Annotated in this window: 21 protein-coding genes; 16 read left to right on the top strand and 5 right to left on the bottom strand. The window is 42.6% G+C overall.

Going from position 1 to position 24,162, the window contains the following annotated elements:
• Nucleotides 1-44: 44 nt before the first annotated feature.
• From PSF42_RS13895 to PSF42_RS13885, 3 genes are all read left to right on the top strand, one after another.
• Nucleotides 45-1,157, top strand: coding sequence for a mandelate racemase/muconate lactonizing enzyme family protein (locus PSF42_RS13895; protein ID WP_125890562.1), 1,113 nt, complete (start codon nt 45-47; stop codon nt 1,155-1,157).
• Between the two features lie 249 nt (nt 1,158-1,406).
• Nucleotides 1,407-2,717 (top strand): MFS transporter, encoded by a 1,311-nt coding sequence (locus PSF42_RS13890; protein WP_125890563.1) that lies wholly within the window; start codon nt 1,407-1,409, stop codon nt 2,715-2,717.
• Between the two features lie 165 nt (nt 2,718-2,882).
• Nucleotides 2,883-3,617 (top strand): Crp/Fnr family transcriptional regulator, encoded by a 735-nt coding sequence (locus PSF42_RS13885; protein ID WP_254879851.1) that lies wholly within the window; start codon nt 2,883-2,885, stop codon nt 3,615-3,617.
• Here PSF42_RS13885 and exuR read toward each other — a convergent pair whose 3' ends face one another.
• Nucleotides 3,618-4,379, bottom strand: a complete 762-nt coding sequence (gene exuR, locus PSF42_RS13880) for a transcriptional regulator ExuR (RefSeq protein ID WP_004259169.1) — start codon at nt 4,377-4,379, stop codon at nt 3,618-3,620.
• A gap of 240 nt (nt 4,380-4,619) precedes the next feature.
• Here exuR and PSF42_RS13875 point away from each other — a divergent pair, with 240 nt between their 5' ends.
• On the top strand, nt 4,620-6,113 hold the full coding sequence (locus tag PSF42_RS13875) for a UxaA family hydrolase (RefSeq protein ID WP_125890564.1): 1,494 nt from the start codon (nt 4,620-4,622) through the stop codon (nt 6,111-6,113).
• A 164-nt stretch (nt 6,114-6,277) separates the two neighbouring features.
• Here the strand turns inward: PSF42_RS13875 and araD are convergent, their stop codons facing one another.
• On the bottom strand, nt 6,278-6,976 hold the full coding sequence (araD, locus tag PSF42_RS13870) for an L-ribulose-5-phosphate 4-epimerase (protein WP_272680231.1): 699 nt from the start codon (nt 6,974-6,976) through the stop codon (nt 6,278-6,280).
• A gap of 455 nt (nt 6,977-7,431) precedes the next feature.
• Between araD and PSF42_RS13865 the strand changes: the two genes are divergently transcribed.
• From PSF42_RS13865 to PSF42_RS13815, 11 genes are all read left to right on the top strand, one after another.
• Entirely contained in the window at nt 7,432-8,244 is an 813-nt protein-coding gene (locus PSF42_RS13865) for a DeoR/GlpR family DNA-binding transcription regulator (protein ID WP_125890566.1), read from the top strand.
• 211 nt (nt 8,245-8,455) lie between these two features.
• Entirely contained in the window at nt 8,456-9,448 is a 993-nt protein-coding gene (locus tag PSF42_RS13860; protein WP_272680238.1) for a substrate-binding domain-containing protein, read from the top strand.
• A 157-nt stretch (nt 9,449-9,605) separates the two neighbouring features.
• Nucleotides 9,606-11,123 (top strand): sugar ABC transporter ATP-binding protein, encoded by a 1,518-nt coding sequence (locus PSF42_RS13855; protein WP_272680230.1) that lies wholly within the window; start codon nt 9,606-9,608, stop codon nt 11,121-11,123.
• Nucleotides 11,116-12,105 carry an ABC transporter permease gene (locus tag PSF42_RS13850; protein ID WP_125890568.1) on the top strand — a complete coding sequence of 330 codons (990 nt, stop codon included), beginning with the start codon at nt 11,116-11,118 and terminating at the stop codon, nt 12,103-12,105. Before PSF42_RS13855 ends, PSF42_RS13850 begins: the two co-directional genes overlap by 8 nt.
• A 13-nt stretch (nt 12,106-12,118) precedes the next feature.
• Nucleotides 12,119-13,153 (top strand): ABC transporter permease, encoded by a 1,035-nt coding sequence (locus PSF42_RS13845; protein WP_125890569.1) that lies wholly within the window; start codon nt 12,119-12,121, stop codon nt 13,151-13,153.
• A gap of 18 nt (nt 13,154-13,171) precedes the next feature.
• Nucleotides 13,172-14,035, top strand: coding sequence for an L-ribulose-5-phosphate 3-epimerase (locus PSF42_RS13840; protein ID WP_125890570.1), 864 nt, complete (start codon nt 13,172-13,174; stop codon nt 14,033-14,035).
• An 11-nt stretch (nt 14,036-14,046) separates the two neighbouring features.
• A complete protein-coding gene (locus tag PSF42_RS13835) occupies nt 14,047-15,519 on the top strand; it encodes an FGGY-family carbohydrate kinase (RefSeq protein ID WP_125890571.1) in 1,473 nt (490 codons plus the stop codon).
• A gap of 391 nt (nt 15,520-15,910) precedes the next feature.
• The gene (locus PSF42_RS13830; RefSeq protein WP_272680229.1) at nt 15,911-16,660 is read left to right on the top strand and encodes a sugar phosphate isomerase/epimerase family protein; all 750 of its coding nucleotides are present in this window, start codon (nt 15,911-15,913) and stop codon (nt 16,658-16,660) included.
• Between the two features lie 4 nt (nt 16,661-16,664).
• Nucleotides 16,665-17,645, top strand: coding sequence for a sugar kinase (locus PSF42_RS13825; RefSeq protein WP_272680228.1), 981 nt, complete (start codon nt 16,665-16,667; stop codon nt 17,643-17,645).
• 13 nt (nt 17,646-17,658) lie between these two features.
• Nucleotides 17,659-18,939 carry an MFS transporter gene (locus PSF42_RS13820; protein ID WP_272680227.1) on the top strand — a complete coding sequence of 427 codons (1,281 nt, stop codon included), beginning with the start codon at nt 17,659-17,661 and terminating at the stop codon, nt 18,937-18,939.
• Nucleotides 18,940-18,949: 10 nt separating this feature from the next.
• On the top strand, nt 18,950-19,924 hold the full coding sequence (locus PSF42_RS13815; protein WP_125890575.1) for an NAD(P)-dependent oxidoreductase: 975 nt from the start codon (nt 18,950-18,952) through the stop codon (nt 19,922-19,924).
• 43 nt (nt 19,925-19,967) lie between these two features.
• Here the strand turns inward: PSF42_RS13815 and PSF42_RS13810 are convergent, their stop codons facing one another.
• The 3 genes from PSF42_RS13810 to dsdC all read right to left on the bottom strand — a co-directional run bounded on the left by PSF42_RS13810 (nt 19,968) and on the right by dsdC (nt 22,603).
• The gene (locus PSF42_RS13810) at nt 19,968-20,435 is read right to left on the bottom strand and encodes a hypothetical protein (RefSeq protein WP_125890576.1); all 468 of its coding nucleotides are present in this window, start codon (nt 20,433-20,435) and stop codon (nt 19,968-19,970) included.
• A gap of 112 nt (nt 20,436-20,547) precedes the next feature.
• Nucleotides 20,548-21,588 carry a LacI family DNA-binding transcriptional regulator gene (locus tag PSF42_RS13805; RefSeq protein WP_125890577.1) on the bottom strand — a complete coding sequence of 347 codons (1,041 nt, stop codon included), beginning with the start codon at nt 21,586-21,588 and terminating at the stop codon, nt 20,548-20,550.
• A gap of 43 nt (nt 21,589-21,631) precedes the next feature.
• Nucleotides 21,632-22,603 (bottom strand): DNA-binding transcriptional regulator DsdC, encoded by a 972-nt coding sequence (gene dsdC / locus PSF42_RS13800; protein WP_102138076.1) that lies wholly within the window; start codon nt 22,601-22,603, stop codon nt 21,632-21,634.
• A gap of 216 nt (nt 22,604-22,819) precedes the next feature.
• Between dsdC and dsdX the strand changes: the two genes are divergently transcribed.
• Complete coding sequence (dsdX, locus tag PSF42_RS13795; RefSeq protein WP_213913659.1) at nt 22,820-24,157, top strand: D-serine transporter DsdX; 1,338 nt, start codon at nt 22,820-22,822, stop codon at nt 24,155-24,157.
• Nucleotides 24,158-24,162: the final 5 nt, after the last annotated feature.

Genomic DNA, 24,162 nt, shown 5'->3' with positions numbered 1-24,162 from the left:
TGCTAGATTGGCATTCAACCACCTTACAACACCTGGGAACAACAATGAAAATAAAAGAAATTAGTACTTTTATCATGCACGTACCTGTCACTAATGACCTAATTGGTGACTCAACTCACAGCATTACCCATTGGGGGATGCCGGGTGTCATGATCAAAACAGAATGTGGATTAGTCGGTTATGGCCATACAGGGACACATGCCGACATCACCACTGACCGTTTAATCACCACTATTATGGAAGATGTTTTCGGCCCAATGTTACTCGGCGAAGACCCAACAGAAGTGCGCTATTTACATCGAAAACTCACTCGCAGCTCAACCAATATCTGGGTAGGTCGTGGTGGTTTGATGCAAATGGCGATTTCTGCCATCGATATCGCCCTTTGGGACCTTAAAGCTAAAGCCGCAGAGCAGCCGCTATGGCAACTATTTGGCGGTTCAAAACACAATAAAGTTAACGCCTATAACACTGACTGCGGTTGGTTAGTGCGTAGCCAAGAAGAGTTAGTCGATGATTGTAAAAAAATGATCTTCGAAGAAGGTTTTAAAGCAATAAAAATGAAGATTGGCAAACCCGACCCACGCGAAGATCTCTTGCGTATTGAAGCAGTTCGCAACGCAATTGGCGACGATATCGATCTAATGGTCGATGCAAACGGTAAATGGGATATCAGTATTGCCAAGCAATATGGGCACCGTTTAAATGATTTTAATATTAAGTGGTTTGAAGAACCATTATGGCATGATGATGTCGCAAGCCATAAACAGCTTGCCACTTATATGGACACACCTATCGCATTAGGTGAATTACTTTATCACAATGATTCATTCAAGGAATTTGTCTTGGCGGGTGCCGTTGATTATTTACAACCTGATGCAACACGCTGTGGCGGTTTAACAGCGGTATGGGAAATTGCTGACTTAGGTATGGCATTTAATTTACCCGTAACACCACATCATGGCGATATGATGCAGGCACAATTACATCTGGTAATGGCACATCCCGCTTGTTCTTTACTGGAATTTATTCCATGGACACTGGATTGCTTTGTTGACCCAGTCGAAGTCATTGATGGTGTTTATACTACACCAACTGCGCCTGGGGCAGGTACAACGTTAAAACCTGAAGCATTAGCTAAATTTAACGTGAAATAATGATCATTCCCTTTTTCAATATTTCATTTCTAACAACATGAAAAAGGGAAATTAATAACAAGAATTATTCATTTTAAATTACTTATTTACACTCTAAATAATTCATGGTGCAGTCAACAACACCGCAACTTGAAATATGACGAGTACATTAGCTCTATACTCTACTCTGCTGGTTATTCAGCGGCGGGCTAAACACATAATAAAAATGAATAGATAACATTACTATCTTACAAAAAACTGGGGTGAACCATGTCCACCAATACGGATCATTTATCATCGGCTACCAGCAAAGCAATACGAAAAATAATACCTATGGTGGTATTAATGTTCATATTGGCTTATTTAGACCGTTCAAATATTGGTTTTGCAAAACAAGAGTTTCAATTAACAACTGGGTTAAGTGACGCTGCATACGCATTTGGCGCAGGGATCTTTTTTATCGGCTACGCACTGTTTGAAGTGCCAAGTAATATTCTGTTGTACCGCATTGGCGCTCGGGTATGGTTATCACGCATTATGGTCACGTGGGGGTTAGTCTCTGCCGCCATGATGTTTGCTCATGATGAAACCACCTTTATTGTGCTGCGTTTTTTACTTGGTGTCAGTGAAGCTGGCTTCTTTCCAGGGGTTATTCTGTATTTAACCTTCTGGTTCCCACAAAATATCCGAGCACGGGTGACAGGCTACTTCTTATTTGGGGCACCACTGGCATTTATCATTGGCGGCCCATTATCTGGCTCATTATTGTCGTTAGAAGGAACTTCATTTGCCTTCGGTTTATACGGCTGGCAGTTAATGTTTGTCGTAGAAGGCTTATTAGCGTCTATTGTCGGTATTTGGGTGTTCTTTTACCTTGATGACCGCCCTGAAAAAGCCAAATGGCTGACAGCTGAGGAAAAAAGTGCACTTTCCGCTAAATTAGCCTTGGAAGAAGATGCCAAAGCAGGCCATAGCCCGAAAGGCGCCTTGAGAGCATTATTAGATATGCGCGTTCTCTACCTGTGTCTGATTTGGTTTACCGTTCAAGTATGTGGCTATGGGATTTATTTCTTCTTACCAACCCAAATCGGTACGTTGTTGGGCAGTAAAGTCGGCATACTTGTAGGCTTTGTTACCGCCATACCACCACTGTGTGCGGCCATTGCAGTTTACTATGTACCACGTATTTCGGAGCGATTAAAAGAACGTCGTAAAGTTGCTGCCATTACCTTTATGTTAGGTGCTGCAGGAATTGCGGTTTCTGGTTTATTCGATAGCATTCCCGTCATTGCGATTATTGCCCTGTGTGTGGCAGCAGCTGGCCACTTAGCCATGCAACCGCTGTATTGGAGCTTCCCATCGGCATACTTAGGCGGCACCGCAGCTGCATCGGGTATTGCATTGATTAACTCAGTGGGTAACTTAGGTGGTTTTGTGGCACCAAACTTACGAGTTTGGGCAGAAACGACCTTTGATTCTGCTCGTGCAGGGCTCTATTTTATCGCTTTAGTCGCCTTTATCGGTGGTCTGCTGATTCTGACATTAAAAAGATTAGGTATTGAAAAACGATTTGAAGATTAATTAGCTATCTTTTAAGTCCCTCCCGAGCCACAACTCATGGCTCGGGTTTTCTATTTACTGTATTGTTATTTGTGAAGTTCATTCGAACATTGCGGTGGTTCATGATTGAACATAACCCTACCAAATGTCATGATAACGCGAGCGAATCATGCAGGGAGCATTCAGATGAACATTGCGGTACAAAACAGCCAATTAGTTCTAACGCATGAAAATATTCATGAAATATTAAAAACAAATAGTTGGTTTAGTAACTTACCTGATTATTTAATTTCTATCTTAATGACATGCGCCACATTGCGTTTTTATCCAGATGGTGAAATGGTTCACTACCAAGGTGACCCTGCCCGTGGTCTATATGCAGTGCTCCAAGGTTCAGTAAAAGTAAGTTCAATTTCCTCAGATGGCCGTGAATGTGTATTTCGCTATCTTTCACCTGGCAATTGGTTTGGCGAAATTGCCATGCTAGATAAATCAGCACGCACCCATGATGCCAAAGCGATTAGCCCAACTATTTTACTGACGATATCACCGAAAGACTTAACCATGATCTTGGAAAAACACCCCGTTTTTTACCAATTTCTGAATATTTTGCTCTGTAAAGTGATCCGTAATGCCTTTACCATTATCAATGACAGTGCCTTATTGTCCGTTTCAGCCCGACTCGCCAAACGCTTATTGAGCTTAGCAGAAGGCTATGGCGAACCTCATGAAAAAGGAATTCAACTAAGCTTATATCTCACACAAGATGACTTAGCGACCATCATTAATACCACACGGCAAACCATCAATAAGCGTTTAGTCGCATGGGAAAAACTAGGCTGGATTGATGCAAAATACGGGAAAATTATTTTAGTTAACCTCCCCGCGCTGAAGCAAATATCGGAAGATGATGAGGAATAACTAGCTGTTATCATCCATGGTTGGGCTATCTGCGAAGAAATAGCGATCCATGGTGAATTCGAAGTCATCACTGGTCGCATTGAATAACATTTTTTTAGTATTTTCCAAATGTTGCCACATAGCTTGCCGCGCCCCTTTCGGGTCTCGACGCGCTAGTGCCTGCAAAATTTGGTCATGCTCATCACACCAGCTCTCAATCGAACGGTTATCAATGTGCTCGTGAAGCTTGAGCCAGTAAGGATTACGTAAGCGTTGGCTCCACATTTGCTCAACGATCACCACCATCGCACTGTTATGGGTCGACGCGGCAATTTGCATGTGAAAGGCGAGATCCCATGTTGAATCACGAAAACGATCCTCTTTGCGAGCATGCTTTTGAATATCAACCAGTTTTAGAATATCTTCTTTGGTGGCTTGGGTTGCTGCGAACTCAGCGATGTGACTTTCAATCAGTTGCCTTGCTTGTAATAGCTCAAATGGCCCACAACGGCTAAATTCTAATCCTGTTTCTGTATTGACTGAGTTATTGGACCGGTTACTAATAACATGTATACCAGATCCCTTGCGCACATCCACATAACCTTCGACTTCTAGCATAATGATGGCTTCACGGATCACCGTACGGCTCACCTTCATTTCGTCAGCAAGTAACCGTTCCGCAGGCAATTTGGTGCCAACTGGGTATTCGTCATTTTCGATACGTTCTTTGACCAGAGCTGCAACTTGTTGGTATAGGCGCGGTTCACTCTCTTGTGAGCTCATTATTTTCTCCTTTCACATAACCACCCGACTCGCTGACCATCAATGCCTACAGTATAACGAAATTTTTCGACGATGGGTGAAATAGAACTTCACGAATAAATAAATCACAATAAATTAGTATAACATCTTTTAAAGTTATAAACCAGACCGTATAATGAATGAAATTTAGACAACAAAAGATCATTCATACTTTTTATGGCTGATCACGCTTAATCCGATTTCCAATTCAGGGAACGCAATATGATAAAAGATATAATTAAAATACATCCCAATGACAATGTCGCCATTACTTTAGTTAACCGACAAGCAGGGGAAACCATTACTGTTGCAGAGCAATCAGTGACATTAAAACAAGATGTTGACCGAGGGCATAAAATTGCCCTAGCTCCGATTCAAACTGGCAAAAATATTGTTAAATATGGCGCTCCCATCGGCCATGCAACGACGACCATAACGGCTGGCGAGCATGTTCATACTCATAATATCGCCACCAATTTAAGTGCTTTAAACGAATATGAATACCGCCCTGAACACAACACAATTGCCGTTACACGACCAGATCCAGACGTGCAAATCTATCGCCGAGCAAACGGTGATGTGGCTATCCGTAATGAAATTTGGGTGATCCCAACAGTCGGCTGTGTTAATGCGCTGGCGAGAAAAATGATCGAACGCTTTAATAAACAACACAATGGTGCTTCTGATATTGATGGTGTATATCTTTATAACCATACTTTAGGCTGTTCCCAGCTCGGTGATGACCATTTAACAACCCGTACTATTTTACAAGATATGGTTAAGCACCCTAACGCAGGTGGCGTACTTGTCATCGGTTTAGGCTGTGAAAACAATCAAGTCGCCGCTTTTAAAGAAACACTAGGTGACTATGATGATGAACGCGTCAAATTTATGGTCTGCCAACAATTAGATGATGAAATTGAAGCCGGTGTAGAGCACCTTAATGCACTTTATCAATTCGTCCAACAGGACAAACGCGAGGCGGGTAAGCTGAGCGAAGTGAAATTTGGCCTTGAATGTGGTGGCTCTGATGGGCTTTCAGGGATCACAGCTAACCCATTGCTAGGCTGTTTTTCTGATTTTTTAGTCAGCCATAACGGAACCACGGTGTTAACCGAAGTCCCTGAAATGTTTGGCGCTGAACAAATTCTAATGAACCACTGCCATGATGAACAGACGTTTGAAAAAACGGTCAATATGATCAATGACTTTAAACAGTATTTTATTGCTCATGAGCAGCCAATTTATGAAAACCCATCTCCAGGCAATAAAGCTGGAGGAATTTCGACACTTGAAGAAAAATCCCTCGGCTGCACACAAAAAGCGGGTACTAGCCAAGTCATGGATGTTTTAAAATACGGAGAGCGCCTGACAACCCCAGGGTTCAATTTGTTAAGCGCACCGGGTAATGACGCCATTGCCACCAGTGCCTTAGGCGCAGCTGGCTGCCATATGGTGTTATTTACAACGGGTCGCGGCACACCATACGGTGGTTTTGTTCCCACCATGAAAATTGCGACCAATAATGAGTTAGCTGCTAAAAAACCCCATTGGATTGATTTTAATGCAGGCGCCTTATTAACAGGAAAATCCATGGATCAATTATTAGATGACTTCATTCAGCTTGTTGTCAAAACCGTTAATGGTGAACCTACAAAAAATGAAATCAATGATTTCCGTGAATTAGCAATTTTTAAAATGGGCGTCACACTTTAAAAACAAACTATTCCCTATTGCTTAGCTAATTATTAAGCAATAGGGATACAACTAACTATTTATATTCATTGTGGCTATTTTATAAACAAAGAAATCCGTTATTGATCATAGGATCAATAATTACTCTCGTTTGCCAATTCTATTTAATTAATTTTTTAACCGCTTTATTTTTGCCCGTAATACGCATTTTTACCATGCTTACGTAAATAGTGTTTATCTAATAATACTTGTTGCATTGAACCTATTTGTGAACTTAATTGACGGGTAAATAAATTCATATAGGCAATTTCTTCTAACACTACGGCGTTATGCACTGCATTATCGGGGCTTGTTCCCCAAGCAAATGGCCCATGGCTATTCACTAATACAGCAGGAATGTCTTTCGCTGAAATCCCTTTTTCTTTAAAAGTTTCAATGATCACATGGCCTGTTTCTCTTTCATAATCGCCTTCAATTTCATTTGCTGTCATTTTACGGGTACAAGGGATTTCACCATAGAAATAATCGGCATGGGTTGTCCCCAAGGCGCTCAGTGGTTGCCCTGCTTGAGCCCAAATAGTGGCGTGGCGAGAGTGAGTATGGACAATACCGCCAATTTCAGGGAATGCTTGGTACAGCGCCAAGTGCGTGTCGGTATCTGAAGAAGGTCGATATTTCCCTTCTACCACTTTTCCGCTTTCCAACGAGACCACCACCATGTCTTCTGTTTTCATGGTTTCATAGTCAACGCCAGAAGGTTTTATCACCATTAACCCAGCTTCGCGGTCAATACCACTCACATTCCCCCAAGTAAAGGTCACTAGGTTATGTTTGGGTAAGGCAAGGTTTGCTTCAAAGACTTGTTGTTTCAATTGTTCTAACATAACAACTCCCTAGCTTTTTAAAATATGCTTTAATATCAACAACAAAAATTTATTATGGTGATGTTTTTTGTGTGTTGATAACCTGTATCTACCTATTAAGGTAAACAGATTTAGGCCATTTAAAAAGCACCTCACTTTACAAATTCGCAACAAAACAGACCAACTCAGGCGTACTCGGGCACGTACGGTCATAAAAACACATAAATAGAATGTGGTTAACTGACCGAATTAGCCCAATGATTTTTGTTTAATACCATAAAAGTAAAAAGATCCCGCAAATATAGTGATGCAAGTCTAATTATCGTGTAACTGATTGGAATTAAATTCACAAAATACCGATCACAATCACTTTAATCGGCTTTGTTTTTTTCAAGAAGAGATAACTTGAATCCAATCACGACAAAAAAAAAGCAATACGGGCAGAATAAATATCGTGGAAAGAATAGGAGTTAAATATGTTACAAGCCGAACGCCATAAATTAATTTGTTCTCATGTTTCGCAGAATGGCTCGGCGCTAGTGCGTGATTTAGCTCAATTATGTCTCGTTTCTCAAGAAACTATCCGTCGTGATTTAACGGCTCTTGAACGTGAAAATAGGATCATCCGTAGCTTTGGGGGCGCGGTTGCCATCGACCAAGAAGAAATGCCGATGGTGAATGTGATGCCTTCTTCGGTCAAGCTCAGTCAAATGGTTGATGGTGCAGAGTCTTTTCGCAAAAGAACCGAAGAGCACCCTGATGCCAAGATGAAGATTTCGAAGGCTGCACTAAAATTAATTCAGCCTGGTGACTGTATTATGTTAGATAACAGCAGTACTTGCTGGTTTCTCGCACGGCAAATACCTGATATCGACATTACGGTAGTGACAAACTCGGTTAAAATTATTCAAGCGCTGGCCTGCCGTGACCGAGTACGTGTCATTGGTATAGGTGGGGAATATTCAGAACGTCATGATGATTTTCATGGCCCAATTGCAGAAAGCATTATTCGTAGCTTTCAGATAAAAACCTTATTTCTTTCATGCCAAGGGTTTAATATCGAAAATGGTATTCGTGATGGCAGTGAAATAAACTCAAAATTAAAAAATATTATGTTACAGGTTTCTGAAAATAAAGTTTTGCTCGCGGATAATAGTAAATTAGGAAAGTATGCATTTAGTCAGGTTTGTACATTTGATGATATTGACGTATTAATCACAAATAAACTCAATGATAATAATTTTCAAAAACAATTCTCTAATCTTAAAATTATCGAGTGCGACAAATAATTTATAAAAATAAAAATTATATAGCTGTAATGTAAGTAAAAATAATAAGTTCCATTTTATTTTCTGTATTAAATAAGTGCAGGGATATTATTTACCCATAATTCCTTGGCACTTAATTATAGGCATACCTAAATATGAGAAATTCATTATTTCTAAATAATGGAATTTCTTGATTTAGTATCCATCTACACTAAGGAATACAACTATGAACATGAAGAAGCTAGTTTTACCTTGTTTAATGAGCGTTGCACTATTTTCAAATGTCGCGATGGCTGAATCACAAAAAGCACAAAAGCCCTTTACTATGGGTGTCGTCGTTAAAGTCGGTGGTATTCCTTGGTTTAATGTCATGGAACAAGGTATTACTGAAGAAGGTAAAAAACTCGGGGTAAATGCCTTCCAAGTTGGCCCAACAACGGCTGATCCAGCAGAACAAGTTCGTGCTATCGAAGATTTAATCGCGAAGAAAGTGGATGTCATTGGCGTTGTTCCTAACGACGCTAAAGTGCTTGAGCCTGTATTAAAACGCGCCCAAGACGCTGGAATTAAAGTTATTACCCACGAATCACCAAATCAAAAAAATGCCGATTGGGACTTTGAATTACTTGATACCCAAAGCATGGGGGCTAACCATATGAAAGACATGGCGGCCTGTATGGGTGAAGAAGGCAAATACGCCATGTTTGTGGGAAGCCTGACAGTACCATTAGTGAACGAATGGGCCGACGCGGCAATTGCTTACCAAAAAGCGAACTACCCAAAAATGCAAATGGTCGATGACCGCTTTGGTGTTGCCGAATCCGTTGATGACTCAATGCGTACAGCTAATGACTTGTTATCTAAGCACAAAGACTTAAAAGGCATCATGTCATTTGGTTCACAAGGCCCTATCGGTGCAGGCCGAGCCATTGATAAACGCCGTAAAAATGACGAAACCTGTGTATTCGGGACATTCACACCTGGCCAAGGCATCAAATTACTGGAAAAAGGTGCAATTGATGGCGGCTATATCTCTAATCCAAAAGTCGCAGGACAAGTATTTGTACAGGTTGCAACTGCCATGATGAATGGCGAAGAAATCAAAGATGGCGTGTCTATTGGTGATATGGGTGAAATCAAAGTCAGTGGCAACACGATTTTGAGTGACAACCCTGTTAATTTGAATATTGAAAATACGAAAAAATTGGTCGAAGTCGGTCTGTAATTTTACCTTGTCAAAATAATGTTCAAAACAAAAATACAATATTTATCAATATATTAAATTTTATGTTCTTTGAGTTCGAGTCGCCTGCACTAACGCAGCGGCTCGAACGCATCACGAACAAGCCAACACCAATTTATTTGCAGTAGGAATTGTACTTATGACAAGCACCTCAAAAGCTGACAAATCCGATCCACTCATTACCTTGCGCGACCTTTCCAAAAGCTTCGGTGGTCACCGTGCATTACGCAATATCGATTTGACGCTCAACAAAGGTGAAGTGCACTGTTTAGCGGGCACCAATGGGTGTGGGAAAAGCACATTAATTAAAACCATCAGTGGTGTCTATGCCCCTGATGACGGTAGTAAAATTGAAATTGATGGGAAAAGTTATCACCGGTTGACGCCAGATAAAGCGCGTGAGCTAGGCGTGCAAGTTATCTACCAAGATTTGTCACTATTTCCAAACTTAACCGTTGCCGAAAATATCGCCTTTGAGCTGAACCTCAAAGGCTATTTTGGCTGGTTTCGCAAAAAACAACTGCGCGAAAAAGCCTTAGAAATCCTCAATGAACTGGCTTTCACCATTAACCCCGACACCCCTGTGCAATTTTTACCCATTGCTCAACGCCAACAGGTTGCTATCTGCCGAGCCCTAGTTGCCGATGCACGTCTGGTGATTATGGATGAACCAACGGCTTCATTGACCCGTACCGAAGTCAACCAACTACTCTCAACGGTTAATTACCTAAAAGATAAGGGTATTACTGTTGTTTTCGTAAGTCACCGACTAGAAGAAGTGAAAGAGATTTCTGACCGCATCACCGTGATCCGCGATGGTCAAAAAATTGGCACATGGCCTGCTGAAGGCTTAACTACCCGCAAAATTACAGAGTTAATGACTGGCTTAGATATTGTCCATGAACGTAAGCCCCCCAATAACGCGGAAGACCGACGCACGGTACTAGAGCTAAAAAACCTCAGTCGAGCTGGGCAATATCGCGATATCAACTTAAGTTTAAAACGCGGGGAAGTATTAGGCTTATGTGGTTTGCTAGGCTCAGGCCGCACCGAATTAGCGCTATCATTGTTTGGCATTACCCATCCCGATAGCGGCGAATTACTCATCGAAGGCAAACCGGTTAAGTTAAAAAACAACACCGACGCCATTAAGCGTGGCATTGGTTATGTCTCTGAAGACCGCCTGACTTTAGGTGCCATTTTACAGCAATCAATCGCAGACAATATGGTGATTTCGATTCTGGATCGCCTCAAAACGCCTTTGCATTTAATCGATGAAAAACAGTGCCAAGAAATCGTACAAGAGTGGATAGCCGACTTAGATATTAAAGTCACCGATCCCAATAATGCCCTCTCAACACTTTCAGGCGGTAACCAACAAAAAGTGGTACTTGCTAAATGGATTTTAACACGTCCTAAAGTACTGATTTTAGACTCACCGACCGTTGGTGTTGATATCGGCGCAAAAGACAGTATTTACAAACTGATTCACCGTTTGTCAGGTGTCGGTATCTCTATTCTATTAATTACCGATGAAGCCTCCGAAGCTTATTACAATTGCGACCGAATTTTACATATGAAACAAGGCTCTATCGTCAAAGAAATTGAGACAGATTCCATCAATGAACAACAATTGGAGGAAATCATCAATGGCTAATTGGCAAAAATTACGACCACAATCTGTCGAAGGCTGGCTGATTTGGGTCATTCTTATCATGGTGGTGTTCTTCACATTGATGAGCCCGCAATTTCTCACTATTCAAAATTTACTCGACCTCAGTGAAAGCTACGCCGTTACCGGTATTTTCGCCTTAGGCTTATTTGTGGTTCTCGTCACTGGGGGGATTGATATTTCGTTTGCCGCCGTGGCTTCCGTAGTGCAATACGTGATTGCCACTTGGTTATTGCAAGGTTTTATTGCAAGCCCTGCCGTCAGTATCACATTGGCGATTATCATTGGTATCGCTTTTGGCTTAATCAATGCCATTTTGATTTATTCGCTGAATGTTGTGTCAATTATCATCACCATCAGTATGCAATCACTGCTGTTCGGCATGCTGATGTGGCTAACCAACGGGCACAGTATTTATGACTTGCCTGATTGGTGGGTAGATCCTGTCACTATCCTGCCTTTTGAAGTGGATGGTGAATATTACCAAGTTGGCTTGCCGTTAATTGTGATGCTTGGCATTGCCTTCTTAACGTGGATTTTAATGAATAAAACCCACATCGGCCGTCAGTTATATGCCGTTGGTGGCAGCCAAGAATCTGCGTCTCGTATTGGTATCCGTGTTTCCGTGATTTACCTATTTGCTTATGGTTACCTTGGTGCGATGGCAGCGATTGGCGGCATGTTGCAAACCTACCGAATGAGTGAAGTGGTACCGAGTGCCCTTGTGGGTGGAGAGCTGGATGTGCTTGCCGCTGCTGTATTGGGTGGCGCCAGTTTATCCGGAGGGCGAGGTTCAGTGATAGGGACACTCATGGGGGTTTTCCTGATTGGTATCTTGAAAAACGGCCTTAACCTGATTGGTGTTTCAAACTACTTCGTCAATATCGTCATCGGGCTGGTTATTCTCATTGCGATTTGTATTACCCACTACAAAAAACGTAAAGAGACGGATGTCGGTTTTGTTTAACAGGAATATCACCATGAAAAAAAATACTTTTTTTAACATTGATGGCTCTGTTATCGGACTGCTTTCAATCTTTGTTTTGGCTATCGCTGCGTTTAGTATTGCCATGCCAGGGCACTTTTTTACTCAAAATACCTTTTTGAGTATCACTTTTCAGTTACCTGAATTGGGCTTACTCACCTTTGCCATGTTTGTTCCTATGTTAAGTGGTGGGTTGAACCTTGCCATTATTAGCACTGCTAACTTAACGGGGCTCTTTATGGCTTGGGTATTTATCAATTACCTCCCAGTGGATGCCAGTACTGGCACACAGCTAATGTGGTTGGTCTTCGCATTAATCGGCGCAACCGTGATTGCAGTCATTATCGGTAGCTTAACAGGGCTGATGATTTCCCATATCGGAGCCCACCCGATCCTAGTAACCCTCGGTACAATGACGATTATCAGCGGCATTGGTGTTTACCTCACCAAAGGTGCGGCATTAAGTGGGATGCCCCCCATTGTTCGTGCCATTGGTTCCGATACTGTGCTTGGGGTGCCAATTGCGATGATTATCTTCATTGTTACCGCAATTCTCTTAGCGCTGTTTCTAGGCTGTACGCGCTTAGGTAAAAATATCTATATGAGTGGCAGTAATATCAATGCAACGTGGTTCAGCGGTATTCGTACCGACCGAGTCATGATTGCGATATACACCATTTCTAGCCTGTTATGTGTATTAGCTGGGCTCATCATGATGGCTCGCTTTAACTCTGCACGTATGGGCTACGGGGATTCCTATTTACTGCTCACCATTCTTGCCATCGTATTAGGTGGAACTAACCCATTTGGGGGAGTTGGTAAGGTTAGCCGAGTGTTCTGTGCCTTATTGGTTTTACAGGTCATTGCGACAGGTTTAAGCCTGCTTGGTGTAAGCCTGCACTTTAACCTCGCAGTTTGGGGGATCACGCTCATCTTGGCATTAGCATTCAAATTCTTCAAAGAAAAATGGAGTGCTAAACGTGCGATGAACCGCAACCAACGCCTTAATAAAGCATCGACACAAAGTTAATTTTTCAAGGGGAAAACCATGCGCAAGCATCCAATTGGTATTTATGAAAAAGCATTACCAAAAAACAGCAGTTGGTTAGAAAAATTAGTCATCGCAAAATCTGCGGGTTATGATTTTGTGGAAATGTCAGTGGATGAAACTGACGAACGCCTAGCTCGGTTAGACTGGAGCCCCGCTGAACGTCTGGAAGTGGTTAGAGCCATTCAAGAAACAGGTATTCGCATTCCAAGTATGTGTTTATCGGGCCATCGCCGTTTTCCTTTTGGTAGCCATGATGAGGCCACTCGCATGATGGCCTATTCCTTAATGGAAAAAGCCATTAAGCTCGCTCAAGACTTAGGCATTCGCACTATTCAGCTCGCGGGTTATGACGTTTACTATGAAGAGCAAGATGCCGAAACGATTGCCAATTTCGAAAAAGGCATGCAGTGGGTCAGTGAAATTGCGGCTGCTTCTCAAGTCATGTGTGCGGTGGAAATCATGGATACGCCATTTATGAATTCCATTAGCAAATGGCAAACGCTTTCCGATAAAATTCGCTCGCCTTGGTTCAAGGTGTATCCTGATGTCGGTAACTTAACGGCATGGGGTAATGATGTCGAAAAAGAATTCACCCAAGGAATTGAACACGTTGCAGCCATTCACTTAAAAGATACATATGCGGTGACTGAAACCTGCAAAGGCCAATTTCGTGATGTGCCTTTCGGCGAAGGCTGCGTAGATTTTGTTAATTTATTCAAATTATTAAAACGTTTAAATTACCGCGGTTCCTTTCTGATTGAAATGTGGACAGAAAAAGCCGATGAACCACTGATTGAAATTATCAAAGCCCGTCATTGGATGGAAGACAAAATGCAACAAGCTGGCTGGTATAACGCCTAAAGGAGCCGATAATGAATGCATTTTTTATGGGTGTTGACCTGGGTGGTACCGTCATTAAAGCGGGGATCTACACCGCTGAAGGCCAAGAAATTACGGTTGCTGAGCACTCTTTTCCCACTGAAAGCCCACAGGCGGGTTTTAGTGAACGCAATATGGAAATGTTATGGGAAGCGGCTTGCAGCGTGATCCGCAAAGCCATTCAAAATAGCCAGCTCAGTGCCGCCCAAATTTCCGGTGTCAGTTTTTCATCCCACGGTAAAGGGCTTTATTTGCTCAACAGCCAAGGAAAACCAGTTAGAAATGGGATCGTATCATCTGATTCACGTGCTCAATCCATTGTTGATAAATGGCACCAAGACGGTACTGCGGATAAAGCTTATCCATTGAGTTTGCAGCAATTATGGGCTTCTCATCCCGTTGCACTACTGCATTGGCTAAAACAACACGAGCCTGATAACTATCGCGATACTCAGCATGTTTTGATGGTTCATGACTATATTCGCTATCGCTTAACCGACCAAATTGCCTGCGAAGAAACCAATATTTCGGGTAGCCAATTATTTAACCAAATCCAGTCGAGTTATGACCCTAAATTATGCCAACTGTTTGGTATTGATGAAGCAAATGACAAACTCGCACCTGTAATTAACTCAGCCCAATTAGCGGGTACCGTAACCCACAAAGCTGCCGCAGAATCTGGACTGGTAGAAGGAACCCCTGTATTTGGTGGTTTCTTTGATGTCGTGGGAGCCGCGTTGGCGTCAGGGGTGAGCCAAAAAGATAAACTCAGTGCAGTAGCAGGCACTTGGACCATTTCAACGCGTGTCTTTGATGAGATTGTACCTTCAGATTACCCATACGTATGGAGTAAATACTGCATTCCAGGAACCTATTTTGTCCACGAAGGCAGCCCGACTTCCGCCAGTAACCTCGCGTGGTTCACTCGTCACTTCTTCAATCAACGTTTGCAAGATTATGATGTACTGAATCACTGTGTGGCTGAAGGGGCAACGCGGCCAAACGATATTCTATTTTTCCCTTGGCTGTACGGTTCTAATTACCACAGTAATTTGCACGGTGGTCTACTCGGTTTAAGCTCACACCATACGGATGCTGATATTGTTTATGCTATCTATCAAGGGATTGTATTTTCACATTTGTTGCATCAAGACCGTATTGTTGGCCTTGATAATACAACCGAATCTATTCGTTTCACGGGTGGCCCAACACAGTCACCGTTGTGGATGCAAATGTTCTGTGATGCCAGTAACTTGCCGTTAGATGTCGTCAACGTGCAGCAATCAGGCTGCCAAGCCGCTGCACTTTGTGCTGCCGTTGGGACAGGTTATTATTCAGGTTTTGATGTCGCCATTGCGGCAAGTACCCCCAAAATCACTACTTACCAACCCAATGCGATTGGCCATCAACAGCTGCGTGACAAATTCGCTCGTTTTAAAACAGTTGCCGATGCATTAAGCCAATAACCTATTGAATAATAAGGCAGAACTTATAACCCAGTTCTGCCTTTGTTTTTCTAGACTAATAATTTATCGTTATTGATTGCAGTAAGAAATGAATTAGCGCCCTTTCTTTTAGCCCGTTAAAGCCAAAAACGCCCCCCTAAGCAAAACTATCAAAAATGATACTTTGACAAAATCACATACGCTATGAAAACCCTATCTGAACTTTTTATTGCACCCATTACATCAAAAGTTGTGATGGTGATCGGTAATTAAACATTTATCGCCGTTTGGTTAGTGATATAGCTCTGATTTTGATCTTTCGTCACTAGAAAGTGAAATGGAACCGGTTCCATAATGCATTATTCGCAATGACAAATGGGCTAAATCCCCTTTAATCAGACAGAGGAAAGTCATGAGCAAAGACATTATCGTTGTTACTGCCGCCTACGGTGCACAAACCGTAAAACAACTAGGGGGTCAACAAGCACTATTCGATATTATTCAAAACAGCCATGCGGATGGTGCTGAAATCCGCCAAGAACTGTTGTTACCCAGCGATAATTTTTCGGATATAGCCAAAGGACTGCAATCAAGACAGCTCACCGCGGTTTATTCCGTGCCAGACACGCTATTTCAGCAACAAGCTCCTATCGAAATTCATCAATTACGCCTCTATTTGGAACAAGCTCAGTCATTCAATGCGCAGATATTGAAGCTGTCATTGGGGGACTTACCTGAACAATATGATTTATCAGAAGTCATTAACCTTCTCAATCAATACACCACACAGTTAGTGATCGAGAATGACCAAACCGAGGTAGGCGGTCACATTGCACCTCTTGAACGTTTTTTTGCTGATGTTAAAGCCCAAAATCTGCCAATAAAAATGGCATTTGATATGGCGAATTGGCATTGGCAGCAAGAAGACCCGCTAAAAGCCGCCCATATTTTCGCTCCCCAAGTCGCTTATATTCACGTTAAAGCCTGCCAATTGCGTGGCAATAAACGCATTGCAGTCGCACTGGATGACAGTGATGGCACATGGAAAGAAGTGCTAAACGCGCTACCGAATAACGTCCCTCGTGGTATCGAGTTTCCACTCGAAGGCCATGATTTACGTGCAGTTACTGAATACTACGTTTCTCTGTTAAAGGAGATTTAACATCATGAAAAATCAATTAGATGTCATCACTCTTGGTGAAGCCATGATGATGTTTGTGGCAACACAAACAGGGGAATTACATGACGTCGAAAGTTTCGTCCGTCGCGCAGCCGGAGCTGAGCTGAATGTTGCTATCGGTCTGTCTCGCTTAGGGTTAAAAAGTGGCTGGATAAGCCGACTTGGCGATGACTCCTTCGGGCGTTTCATTAAAGCCACTTTGGATAAAGAACAACTGGATAGTCAATGCGTTACAGTGGACTCTCGTTACCCAACGGGCTTCCAACTTAAATCTAAAGCTGAAAATGGAACCGATCCCAACGTAGAGTATTTCCGTAAAGGATCAGCAGCCAGCCATTTAGATCTCACTGACTTTAATGAAGCGTATTTTCTGTCTGCCCGTCATTTACATTTAAGTGGCGTGGCAGCCGCACTTTCGCCCACCAGCTATCAACTTTCACTGTATGCAGCAAAATGGATGCGAAATGCAGGGAAAACACTGTCATTTGATCCTAATTTGCGTCCATCCCTATGGAAAAGTGAACAGGAAATGGTCGAACAGCTCAACCAACTCGCGTTCCAAGCTAATTGGGTCTTACCCGGTTTAAAAGAAGGCAAAATACTGACGGGCTTCGACCAACCCGAGTCTATTGCTGATTTTTATCTCGCTCAAGGTGTCGAAGTGGTTGTGATTAAAACCGGGGAACACGGAGCATATTATAAAACAGCCGGTAACCAACAGGGTATGGTTCCCGCTGTCCATGTGAAACACGTCATTGATACCGTCGGAGCTGGTGATGGCTTTGCTGTTGGCGTCATTAGCGCATTACTTGAAGGCTTAACATTACCGCAAGCTGTTGCAAGAGGTAATTTTGTTGGAGCAAGAGCCATTCAAGTTATTGGCGACAGTGAAGGTTTACCAACTCAGGCACAACTGCAGCATGAAATGGCATTACTGTCCGCGACCACCACTAAAGCTGTATGTTAAAAGGAAATCGATTATGACAATGAATACTCCTGCAGCGTCACGTTGGTGGCGCATCATGCCAATCGTGTTTATCACCTATAGCCTTGCCTACTTAGACAGAGCAAACTACAGTTTTGCCGCGGCTGCAGGGATCAACGCTGACTTAGGCATTACCAAAGGGATGTCATCCCTGCTCGGCTCATTATTTTTCCTTGGTTATTTCTTTTTCCAAATACCGGGGGCTATTTATGCAGAAAAGCGCAGTGTCCGTAAACTCATTTTTGCTTGTATCTTCCTATGGGGCTTATTCGCTAGTTTAACTGGCATGGTGAGCAATATCCCTATGTTAGTGATTATTCGTTTTAGCCTAGGGGTCGTCGAAGCCGCGGTCATGCCTGCGATGCTTATCTATATCAGTAACTGGTTTACGCAATCAGAGCGCTCTCGCGCCAATACTTTTCTAATTCTAGGTAACCCCGTTACGGTACTGTGGATGTCCGTGCTATCCGGTTATCTCATTCAAGCCTTCGGGTGGCGTGAAATGTTTATCATTGAAGGGGTTCCTGCGATTTTATGGGCCTTTTTCTGGTGGAGAACAGCACGAGACAAACCTAGCCAAGTCAATTGGTTAAGCCAATCAGAAAAAGAGACATTGGATAAGATCCTGAGTGACGAACAAAAAAATATCAAGCCCGTTCGTAATTACCGTGAAGCCTTTAAGTCTCGCAATGTGATTTTACTCTGCGCTCAATATTTCTGCTGGAGCATTGGGGTGTATGGCTTTGTGCTGTGGCTGCCATCTATTATTCGTGGTGCCTCCAACCTTGGGATGGTAGAAACAGGCTGGCTTTCCGCAGTCCCTTACCTTGCTGCGACTCTGGCCATGATCTTAGTTTCATGGGCATCTGACCGAATGCATAACCGCAAATTATTTGTCTGGCCAATGCTTTTACTCGGCGCGATATGTTTCCTCGGTTCCTACTTACTCGGTAGCAGCAATTTTTGGTTCTCTTATACCTTATTAGTGATTGCGGGTGCAGCTATGTACGCCCCGTATGGGCCCTTCTTCGCTATTATTCCTGAAATGTTGCCAAAGAACGTTGCCGGTGGTGCAATGGCATTAATCAATAGTATGGGCGCATTAGGTTCATTCTTCGGTTCATGGTTTGTAGGGTATTTAAATGGAGCAACAGGTAGCCCAAGTGCCTCATATATGTTTATGGGACTCGCATTGTTAGCTTCGGTTTTCTTTACCCTGATTGTTAAACCAAACCAAGAGCAAAAACGTGATGCCATCATCACAGAACATGCTTAAAAGGGATATCATGAAAAAGAATATTATTTTATATAAATCCATTCCCGCGGATCAACTTACGCGGCTACAGCAACACTTTAATGTCACTGAATTTGATAGCATTACCCCTGAAAATCTCGCCAGCTTTAAACAAGCCTTGACGAGAGCTGATGGCATTATTGGGGCTAGTTACCCTATCACTGCAGATGACATTGCCAATGCACCAAATTTGAAAGTCGCGTCAACCATTTCCGTTGGTGTCGACCAATTTGATATTGACGCAATGAATGCCAGAAAGATTGCATTGATGCATACCCCCAATGTATTAACCGAAACCACCGCGGATACCATTTTTACGTTGGTGCTGTGCAGTGCACGCCGCATTATCGAAATGGCTGAAATGGTCAAAAATGGCCAGTGGACTCAAAGTATTGGTGAAAATGCATACGGCAGCAATGTGCACGGTAAAACGATTGGTATACTTGGAATGGGGCGTATTGGCTATGCTGTCGCTAAACGTGCTCACTTAGGCTTCGGAATGCCAGTTCTCTATTACAATAACCATACCCATCCCGATGCAGAAACCCAGCTTAGTGCACGTCGTTGTGACCTCGATACATTGCTCACGGAATCGGATTTTGTCTGTGTCGTGCTGCCATTATCCGCTTCAACCGAAAAATTAATCGGCAAAAATGAGTTGGAAAAAATGAAACCCAGTGCATTTTTGATCAACGGTTCAAGGGGGCGAATTATTGATGAGGCCGCGTTAGTCGACGCATTAGAAAATGGCACAATTCGCGGAGCGGGTTTAGATGTGTTTGAGGTGGAGCCGCTTCCAAGCAACTCTAAGCTACTCACGTTACCAAATGTGGTGGCCTTGCCTCATATTGGCTCAGCCACCCATGAAACCCGTTATGCCATGGTCGAGTGTGCTGTTGACAACCTAATAGCGGCTTTAAAGGGTGACCTGAGCCAAAATTGTGTTAACCCTGAAATAGCCAAATAGATAAGTACCTAGAACGCCCTAATTTATTAGGGCTCTTTAAACATTAATGCTCATGGGCGTGTCCCTCACGAGCAACATGGCTTCGTTCACACTCCGTCAGAAACTGGATAGAATTCAGTTTACTGGTTGATGGTGCTAAATAATATAACCCCACTGTTTTTTGAGTTGGTGAGTAAATCTCTAACATGCCATTGACATCAGAATAAAAATCACCTTTATTGATCACGACATTAAAATCTTTGATTTTTTCAACACGTCGTTGCTCTGTGCTTTTCACTAGCGGATAACTCATATACTCATAGCCAACAAAATCAACAACATTAATTTGATCATTATTGAAAAAGATTTGAACTTTACTGGCACCGGTAGGGAAAAAAAACTTACCATTACGCTCTATTGTGATGTGATTATAGCTTTGGTCAACTTGGCAGGTATATTCTTTGATCTGACTTCTGGTGCTACATCCCGCTAAAACAAGGCTAGCTAGCAATAATATCCCTATTTTTTTCATATGTTCCCTATACTCTCAAAATGGTTATAATTTAGTCTACACACCAGTATACATGTAATAACCCTTAAGCTAAATTGGTAAATGGTAACCAAATTTTAAGAGCCGCTAAAGACTACAATGTCGTTGATTTGCGGATCAGTAATTCCCCATTAAATAAATATTGCATTGGGGGTTTATCTGGGTTTTCCAGTTTTTCTAACAAGCACTCCACCGCCTTATGCCCCATTTCCGCTGTCGGTTGAGACACCGAGGTTACCCCTTGCCCTGCTAATGCCGCCCATTCGAGGTTATCAAAACTGAGAAAACCAATATCCGTTCCCCACCGCAGCCCTTGTTTATTCATGACATACGCCAACTGCAAGGTCAGTACGCCATTGGCCGCGACAATCACTTTGCGCATACCCCGATGAGCCGTACAAAAATCAGCAACAATGGCTTCTAATTTCGCAGGATCAGGCAAGGCCACTTCATGAAATTCGCTTTGAATATGTTGATGGCTCTGTGATAACGCTTGGAATGTCTGTAAGCGCTCTTGCCGTGCGCTGTTATACACAATGGGTTCAGTAACAAAACAAATCGCTTCGAACCCTTGTTCCAATAGGTGATGAAACGCCATTTGTGCAGAAGCGGGGTTATCTAGACCAACCATATCGCTGGGGAAATTGTCGATTTTTCTATCTAATAAGACAAAAGGCAGCGTGGTTTCTTTCAGCACATCAATGAATTGTTCGTTAACACCTGCTGAATTGATAATAAGCCCATCAACGCGGTAACCTTTTAATAGCTGAATAAATTGGCATTCACGCTCAATGCTATTATCAGCATTGCATACGACGGTCATAAAACCTTGCTTAATGGACTCCGCTTCCACCCCTTTTAAGACTTCAACAGAAAATGGGTTACCGATATCGGCAATAATCAAGCCAATCAGGCCTGTCCGCCCATGTTTCAAGCTCCGTGCCATTTGGTTTGGGCGATAGTTTAATTCACGAATGGCGCTTTCAATACGTTGGCGCAAATTATCTGAAAGTAAATGGAATTCACCATTCAAATATCGCGAGATACTGGTTTTCCCAGCTTGGGCTTTGGCAGCAACATCTTTGATCGTGGCAACTTTTTGCGTTTTCGGGGCCATAGCGTCAGTTTTATCCATTCTATAAAAACATCACCAGCCTGTTATCTTACTCGAATAAGCGTCATTTTACTTGTGATATTGCGTTAACTTGCTGTTTTAACCATTGAATAAAAATATCTGCCTTCGGGTTACGTTTATCATTAAGCATCGCAAAATAGTGGCGTTGTTCGCACTTCAGCGAAATATCACCAAATGGCATTACCAGTTCTTGGCGCTTTAAACGTTTTTCAACCAATTGTTTACGCCCCATGGCTACACCAGCATGGTTCATGGCGGCAACAATCGCTAAATCAGAACGATCAAAACATAAGTTTCGGCGATGAGGAAACAACGTTAATTGGTAATACTCACTCCATGCCTTCCATTCATCATAGTCAGAGTTACTGCTCCATGCTTGCCTATCATGCAATAAAGTACAATTTTTCAATTGGTGCATATTATTAAGTAAATCATGCTGTTCTGCATATTGTGGGCTACAAACCGGGACAATTGATTCTGACATTAAATCTTCACAATATAAGTTTGGCCGAGTGATATCATCATAATAAATGGCAACATCAATACCATAACCACGAAAATTAACGTCATCGTTCCCTGTTAATAAATTCAATTGAATCGAGGGGTATTGATGAGCAAAATCCGCAATTTTGGGAATTAACCAGCACTGGGCGATGGATGGTCGCGAATATACCGTAAGTTCGCCCGAGATTTCTTGGTTCTTGATATCAATGATTTCTTGGTTAATATCATCCAAATTTTTGCGTAAAGCCCAGTAAATCCGCTCACCATCAACCGTCAATTCAATGCGCCGATGAAAACGTTCAAATAATTTAAACCCCAATTCCCCTTCTAACGTGTTAATTCGGTGGCTAACCGCACTAGGCGTTAACGCCAGTTCCTGAGCCGCCAATGCAAAAGAGCAGTGCCGTGCCGCAGCTTCAAAGGTATGTAGACGCGATAGCTGATAACTTGATAACCGTTTATTCCACTGAATAAATCCAGATTGCTCAAATTGATTGAAATGTGCTGACACAACGCCTCCGATAAAAACAATGACCCCCAATAATCTCTACAATACCCATTTTAAGATGAATTAGAGTGACTCAAATACACTAATATCCATTTTATATGACTAATATCACACCTTTGGGTTAATTTAGCTCACCTAAACCATATGTTTCATCGTTTGTCACCTTTGAATATTTATTATCCAATAGAAGAACAACAACAAGATGATCAGGGGTAGGATATGGACTCTACAATGTGGATGATTGGTACTTTAGTTATCAGTATTTTACTAATCATCGTTTCAATAATTAAATTTAAGTTTCATCCCTTTTTAGCACTTTTACTCGCCAGCTTCTTTGTCGGTATCTCCATGCAAATGAACCCATTAGAGATGGTCAGCGCCATCGAAAATGGCATTGGCGGTACGCTTGGTTTTTTAGCCGCCATTATTGGATTGGGTACCATACTCGGCAAAATGATGGAAATTTCAGGTGCCGCTGAACGCATCGGGGTCACTTTACAAAAAAGCCGCTGGTTGACGCCTGACGTTACCATGGTGCTAATTGGGTTAATCTGCGGTATTACGCTGTTTGTTGAGGTTGGTGTGGTGTTACTGATCCCACTCGCATTTTCCATTGCCAAAAGAACCAATACCTCGTTATTAAAACTCGCTATCCCATTATGTACCGCTCTGATGGCCGTCCATTGCATCGTACCGCCACACCCTGCTGCCCTATTTGTCACAAATGAATTGGGGGCTGACATTGGTACGGTGATTGTCGCAGGGTTAGCGGTAGGCTTAGTCGCCTCGTTAGTTGGTGGGCCACTGTTCCTCAAATTCTTAGGTGACCGCTTACCATTTAAAACTGTGCCAGAGGCCTTCTCTGACCTTGAAGTACGTGAAGAAAAAGACTTACCTTCTTTAGGTGCCACACTGTTCACGGTGTTACTGCCAATTGCTCTCATGTTAATCAAGACAGCCGCTGACTTGAACATGAGCAAAGATAACCAGTTATTTACCTTATTACAGTTTATTGGTAACCCAATAACCGCTATGTTTATTGCTGCTTTTGTCGCTTATTACATGTTAGGTATTCGACGTAATATGGGTATGAGCGTATTACTCAGCAAAACCGAAGAGAGTTTTAGCTCAATTGCTAATATCTTATTGATTATCGGGGCAGGTGGGGCATTTAACGGCATCTTAAAAGGCAGTGGACTGAGCGATTCCTTAGCGATGGTGTTATCGGGCATTGATATGCACCCCATCTTGCTGGCCTGGCTAGTCGCCATTATTCTTCATGCCGCTGTCGGTTCTGCCACCGTTGCGATGATGGGCGCAACCGCGATTGTGGCTCCATTAATGCCAATGTACCCACACATTAGCCCAGAAATCATGACATTAGCCATTGGCTCCGGCGCAATTGGCTGCACTATCGTCACTGATTCGTTGTTCTGGTTAGTTAAACAGTACTGTAATGCCACTTTAGCCGAAACTTTCCGTTTTTATAGTGTCGCCACGTTGATTGCGTCTTTCGTCGCGCTGGCAGGGACTTTTGCACTTTCATTTGTGATTTAAAAGAG

Origin of the sequence: Providencia sp. PROV032 (assembly GCF_028484875.1) — a bacterium.
Lineage (GTDB): Bacteria > Pseudomonadota > Gammaproteobacteria > Enterobacterales > Enterobacteriaceae > Providencia > Providencia rettgeri_E.
Note: the sequence above shows the minus strand (reverse complement) of the source record. Positions and strands in the feature narration are given on the sequence as shown.

What these genes read in the sequence shown, in the direction of transcription:
- PSF42_RS13815 (WP_125890575.1), top strand. Translation starts at nt 18,950, where the DNA reads ATGAAAAAGAATATTATTTTATATAAATCCATTCCCGCGGATCAACTT.
- PSF42_RS13830 (WP_272680229.1), top strand. Translation starts at nt 15,911, where the DNA reads ATGAGCAAAGACATTATCGTTGTTACTGCCGCCTACGGTGCACAAACC.
- PSF42_RS13845 (WP_125890569.1), top strand. Translation starts at nt 12,119, where the DNA reads ATGAAAAAAAATACTTTTTTTAACATTGATGGCTCTGTTATCGGACTG.
- PSF42_RS13895 (WP_125890562.1), top strand. Translation starts at nt 45, where the DNA reads ATGAAAATAAAAGAAATTAGTACTTTTATCATGCACGTACCTGTCACT.
- PSF42_RS13875 (WP_125890564.1), top strand. Translation starts at nt 4,620, where the DNA reads ATGATAAAAGATATAATTAAAATACATCCCAATGACAATGTCGCCATT.
- PSF42_RS13865 (WP_125890566.1), top strand. Translation starts at nt 7,432, where the DNA reads ATGTTACAAGCCGAACGCCATAAATTAATTTGTTCTCATGTTTCGCAG.
- PSF42_RS13810 (WP_125890576.1), bottom strand. Translation starts at nt 20,435, where the DNA reads ATGAAAAAAATAGGGATATTATTGCTAGCTAGCCTTGTTTTAGCGGGA.
- PSF42_RS13805 (WP_125890577.1), bottom strand. Translation starts at nt 21,588, where the DNA reads ATGGATAAAACTGACGCTATGGCCCCGAAAACGCAAAAAGTTGCCACG.
- PSF42_RS13835 (WP_125890571.1), top strand. Translation starts at nt 14,047, where the DNA reads ATGAATGCATTTTTTATGGGTGTTGACCTGGGTGGTACCGTCATTAAA.
- araD (WP_272680231.1), bottom strand. Translation starts at nt 6,976, where the DNA reads ATGTTAGAACAATTGAAACAACAAGTCTTTGAAGCAAACCTTGCCTTA.
- exuR (WP_004259169.1), bottom strand. Translation starts at nt 4,379, where the DNA reads ATGAGCTCACAAGAGAGTGAACCGCGCCTATACCAACAAGTTGCAGCT.
- dsdX (WP_213913659.1), top strand. Translation starts at nt 22,820, where the DNA reads ATGGACTCTACAATGTGGATGATTGGTACTTTAGTTATCAGTATTTTA.
- PSF42_RS13820 (WP_272680227.1), top strand. Translation starts at nt 17,659, where the DNA reads ATGACAATGAATACTCCTGCAGCGTCACGTTGGTGGCGCATCATGCCA.
- PSF42_RS13855 (WP_272680230.1), top strand. Translation starts at nt 9,606, where the DNA reads ATGACAAGCACCTCAAAAGCTGACAAATCCGATCCACTCATTACCTTG.
- PSF42_RS13885 (WP_254879851.1), top strand. Translation starts at nt 2,883, where the DNA reads ATGAACATTGCGGTACAAAACAGCCAATTAGTTCTAACGCATGAAAAT.
- PSF42_RS13860 (WP_272680238.1), top strand. Translation starts at nt 8,456, where the DNA reads ATGAAGAAGCTAGTTTTACCTTGTTTAATGAGCGTTGCACTATTTTCA.
- PSF42_RS13825 (WP_272680228.1), top strand. Translation starts at nt 16,665, where the DNA reads ATGAAAAATCAATTAGATGTCATCACTCTTGGTGAAGCCATGATGATG.
- PSF42_RS13850 (WP_125890568.1), top strand. Translation starts at nt 11,116, where the DNA reads ATGGCTAATTGGCAAAAATTACGACCACAATCTGTCGAAGGCTGGCTG.
- PSF42_RS13890 (WP_125890563.1), top strand. Translation starts at nt 1,407, where the DNA reads ATGTCCACCAATACGGATCATTTATCATCGGCTACCAGCAAAGCAATA.
- PSF42_RS13840 (WP_125890570.1), top strand. Translation starts at nt 13,172, where the DNA reads ATGCGCAAGCATCCAATTGGTATTTATGAAAAAGCATTACCAAAAAAC.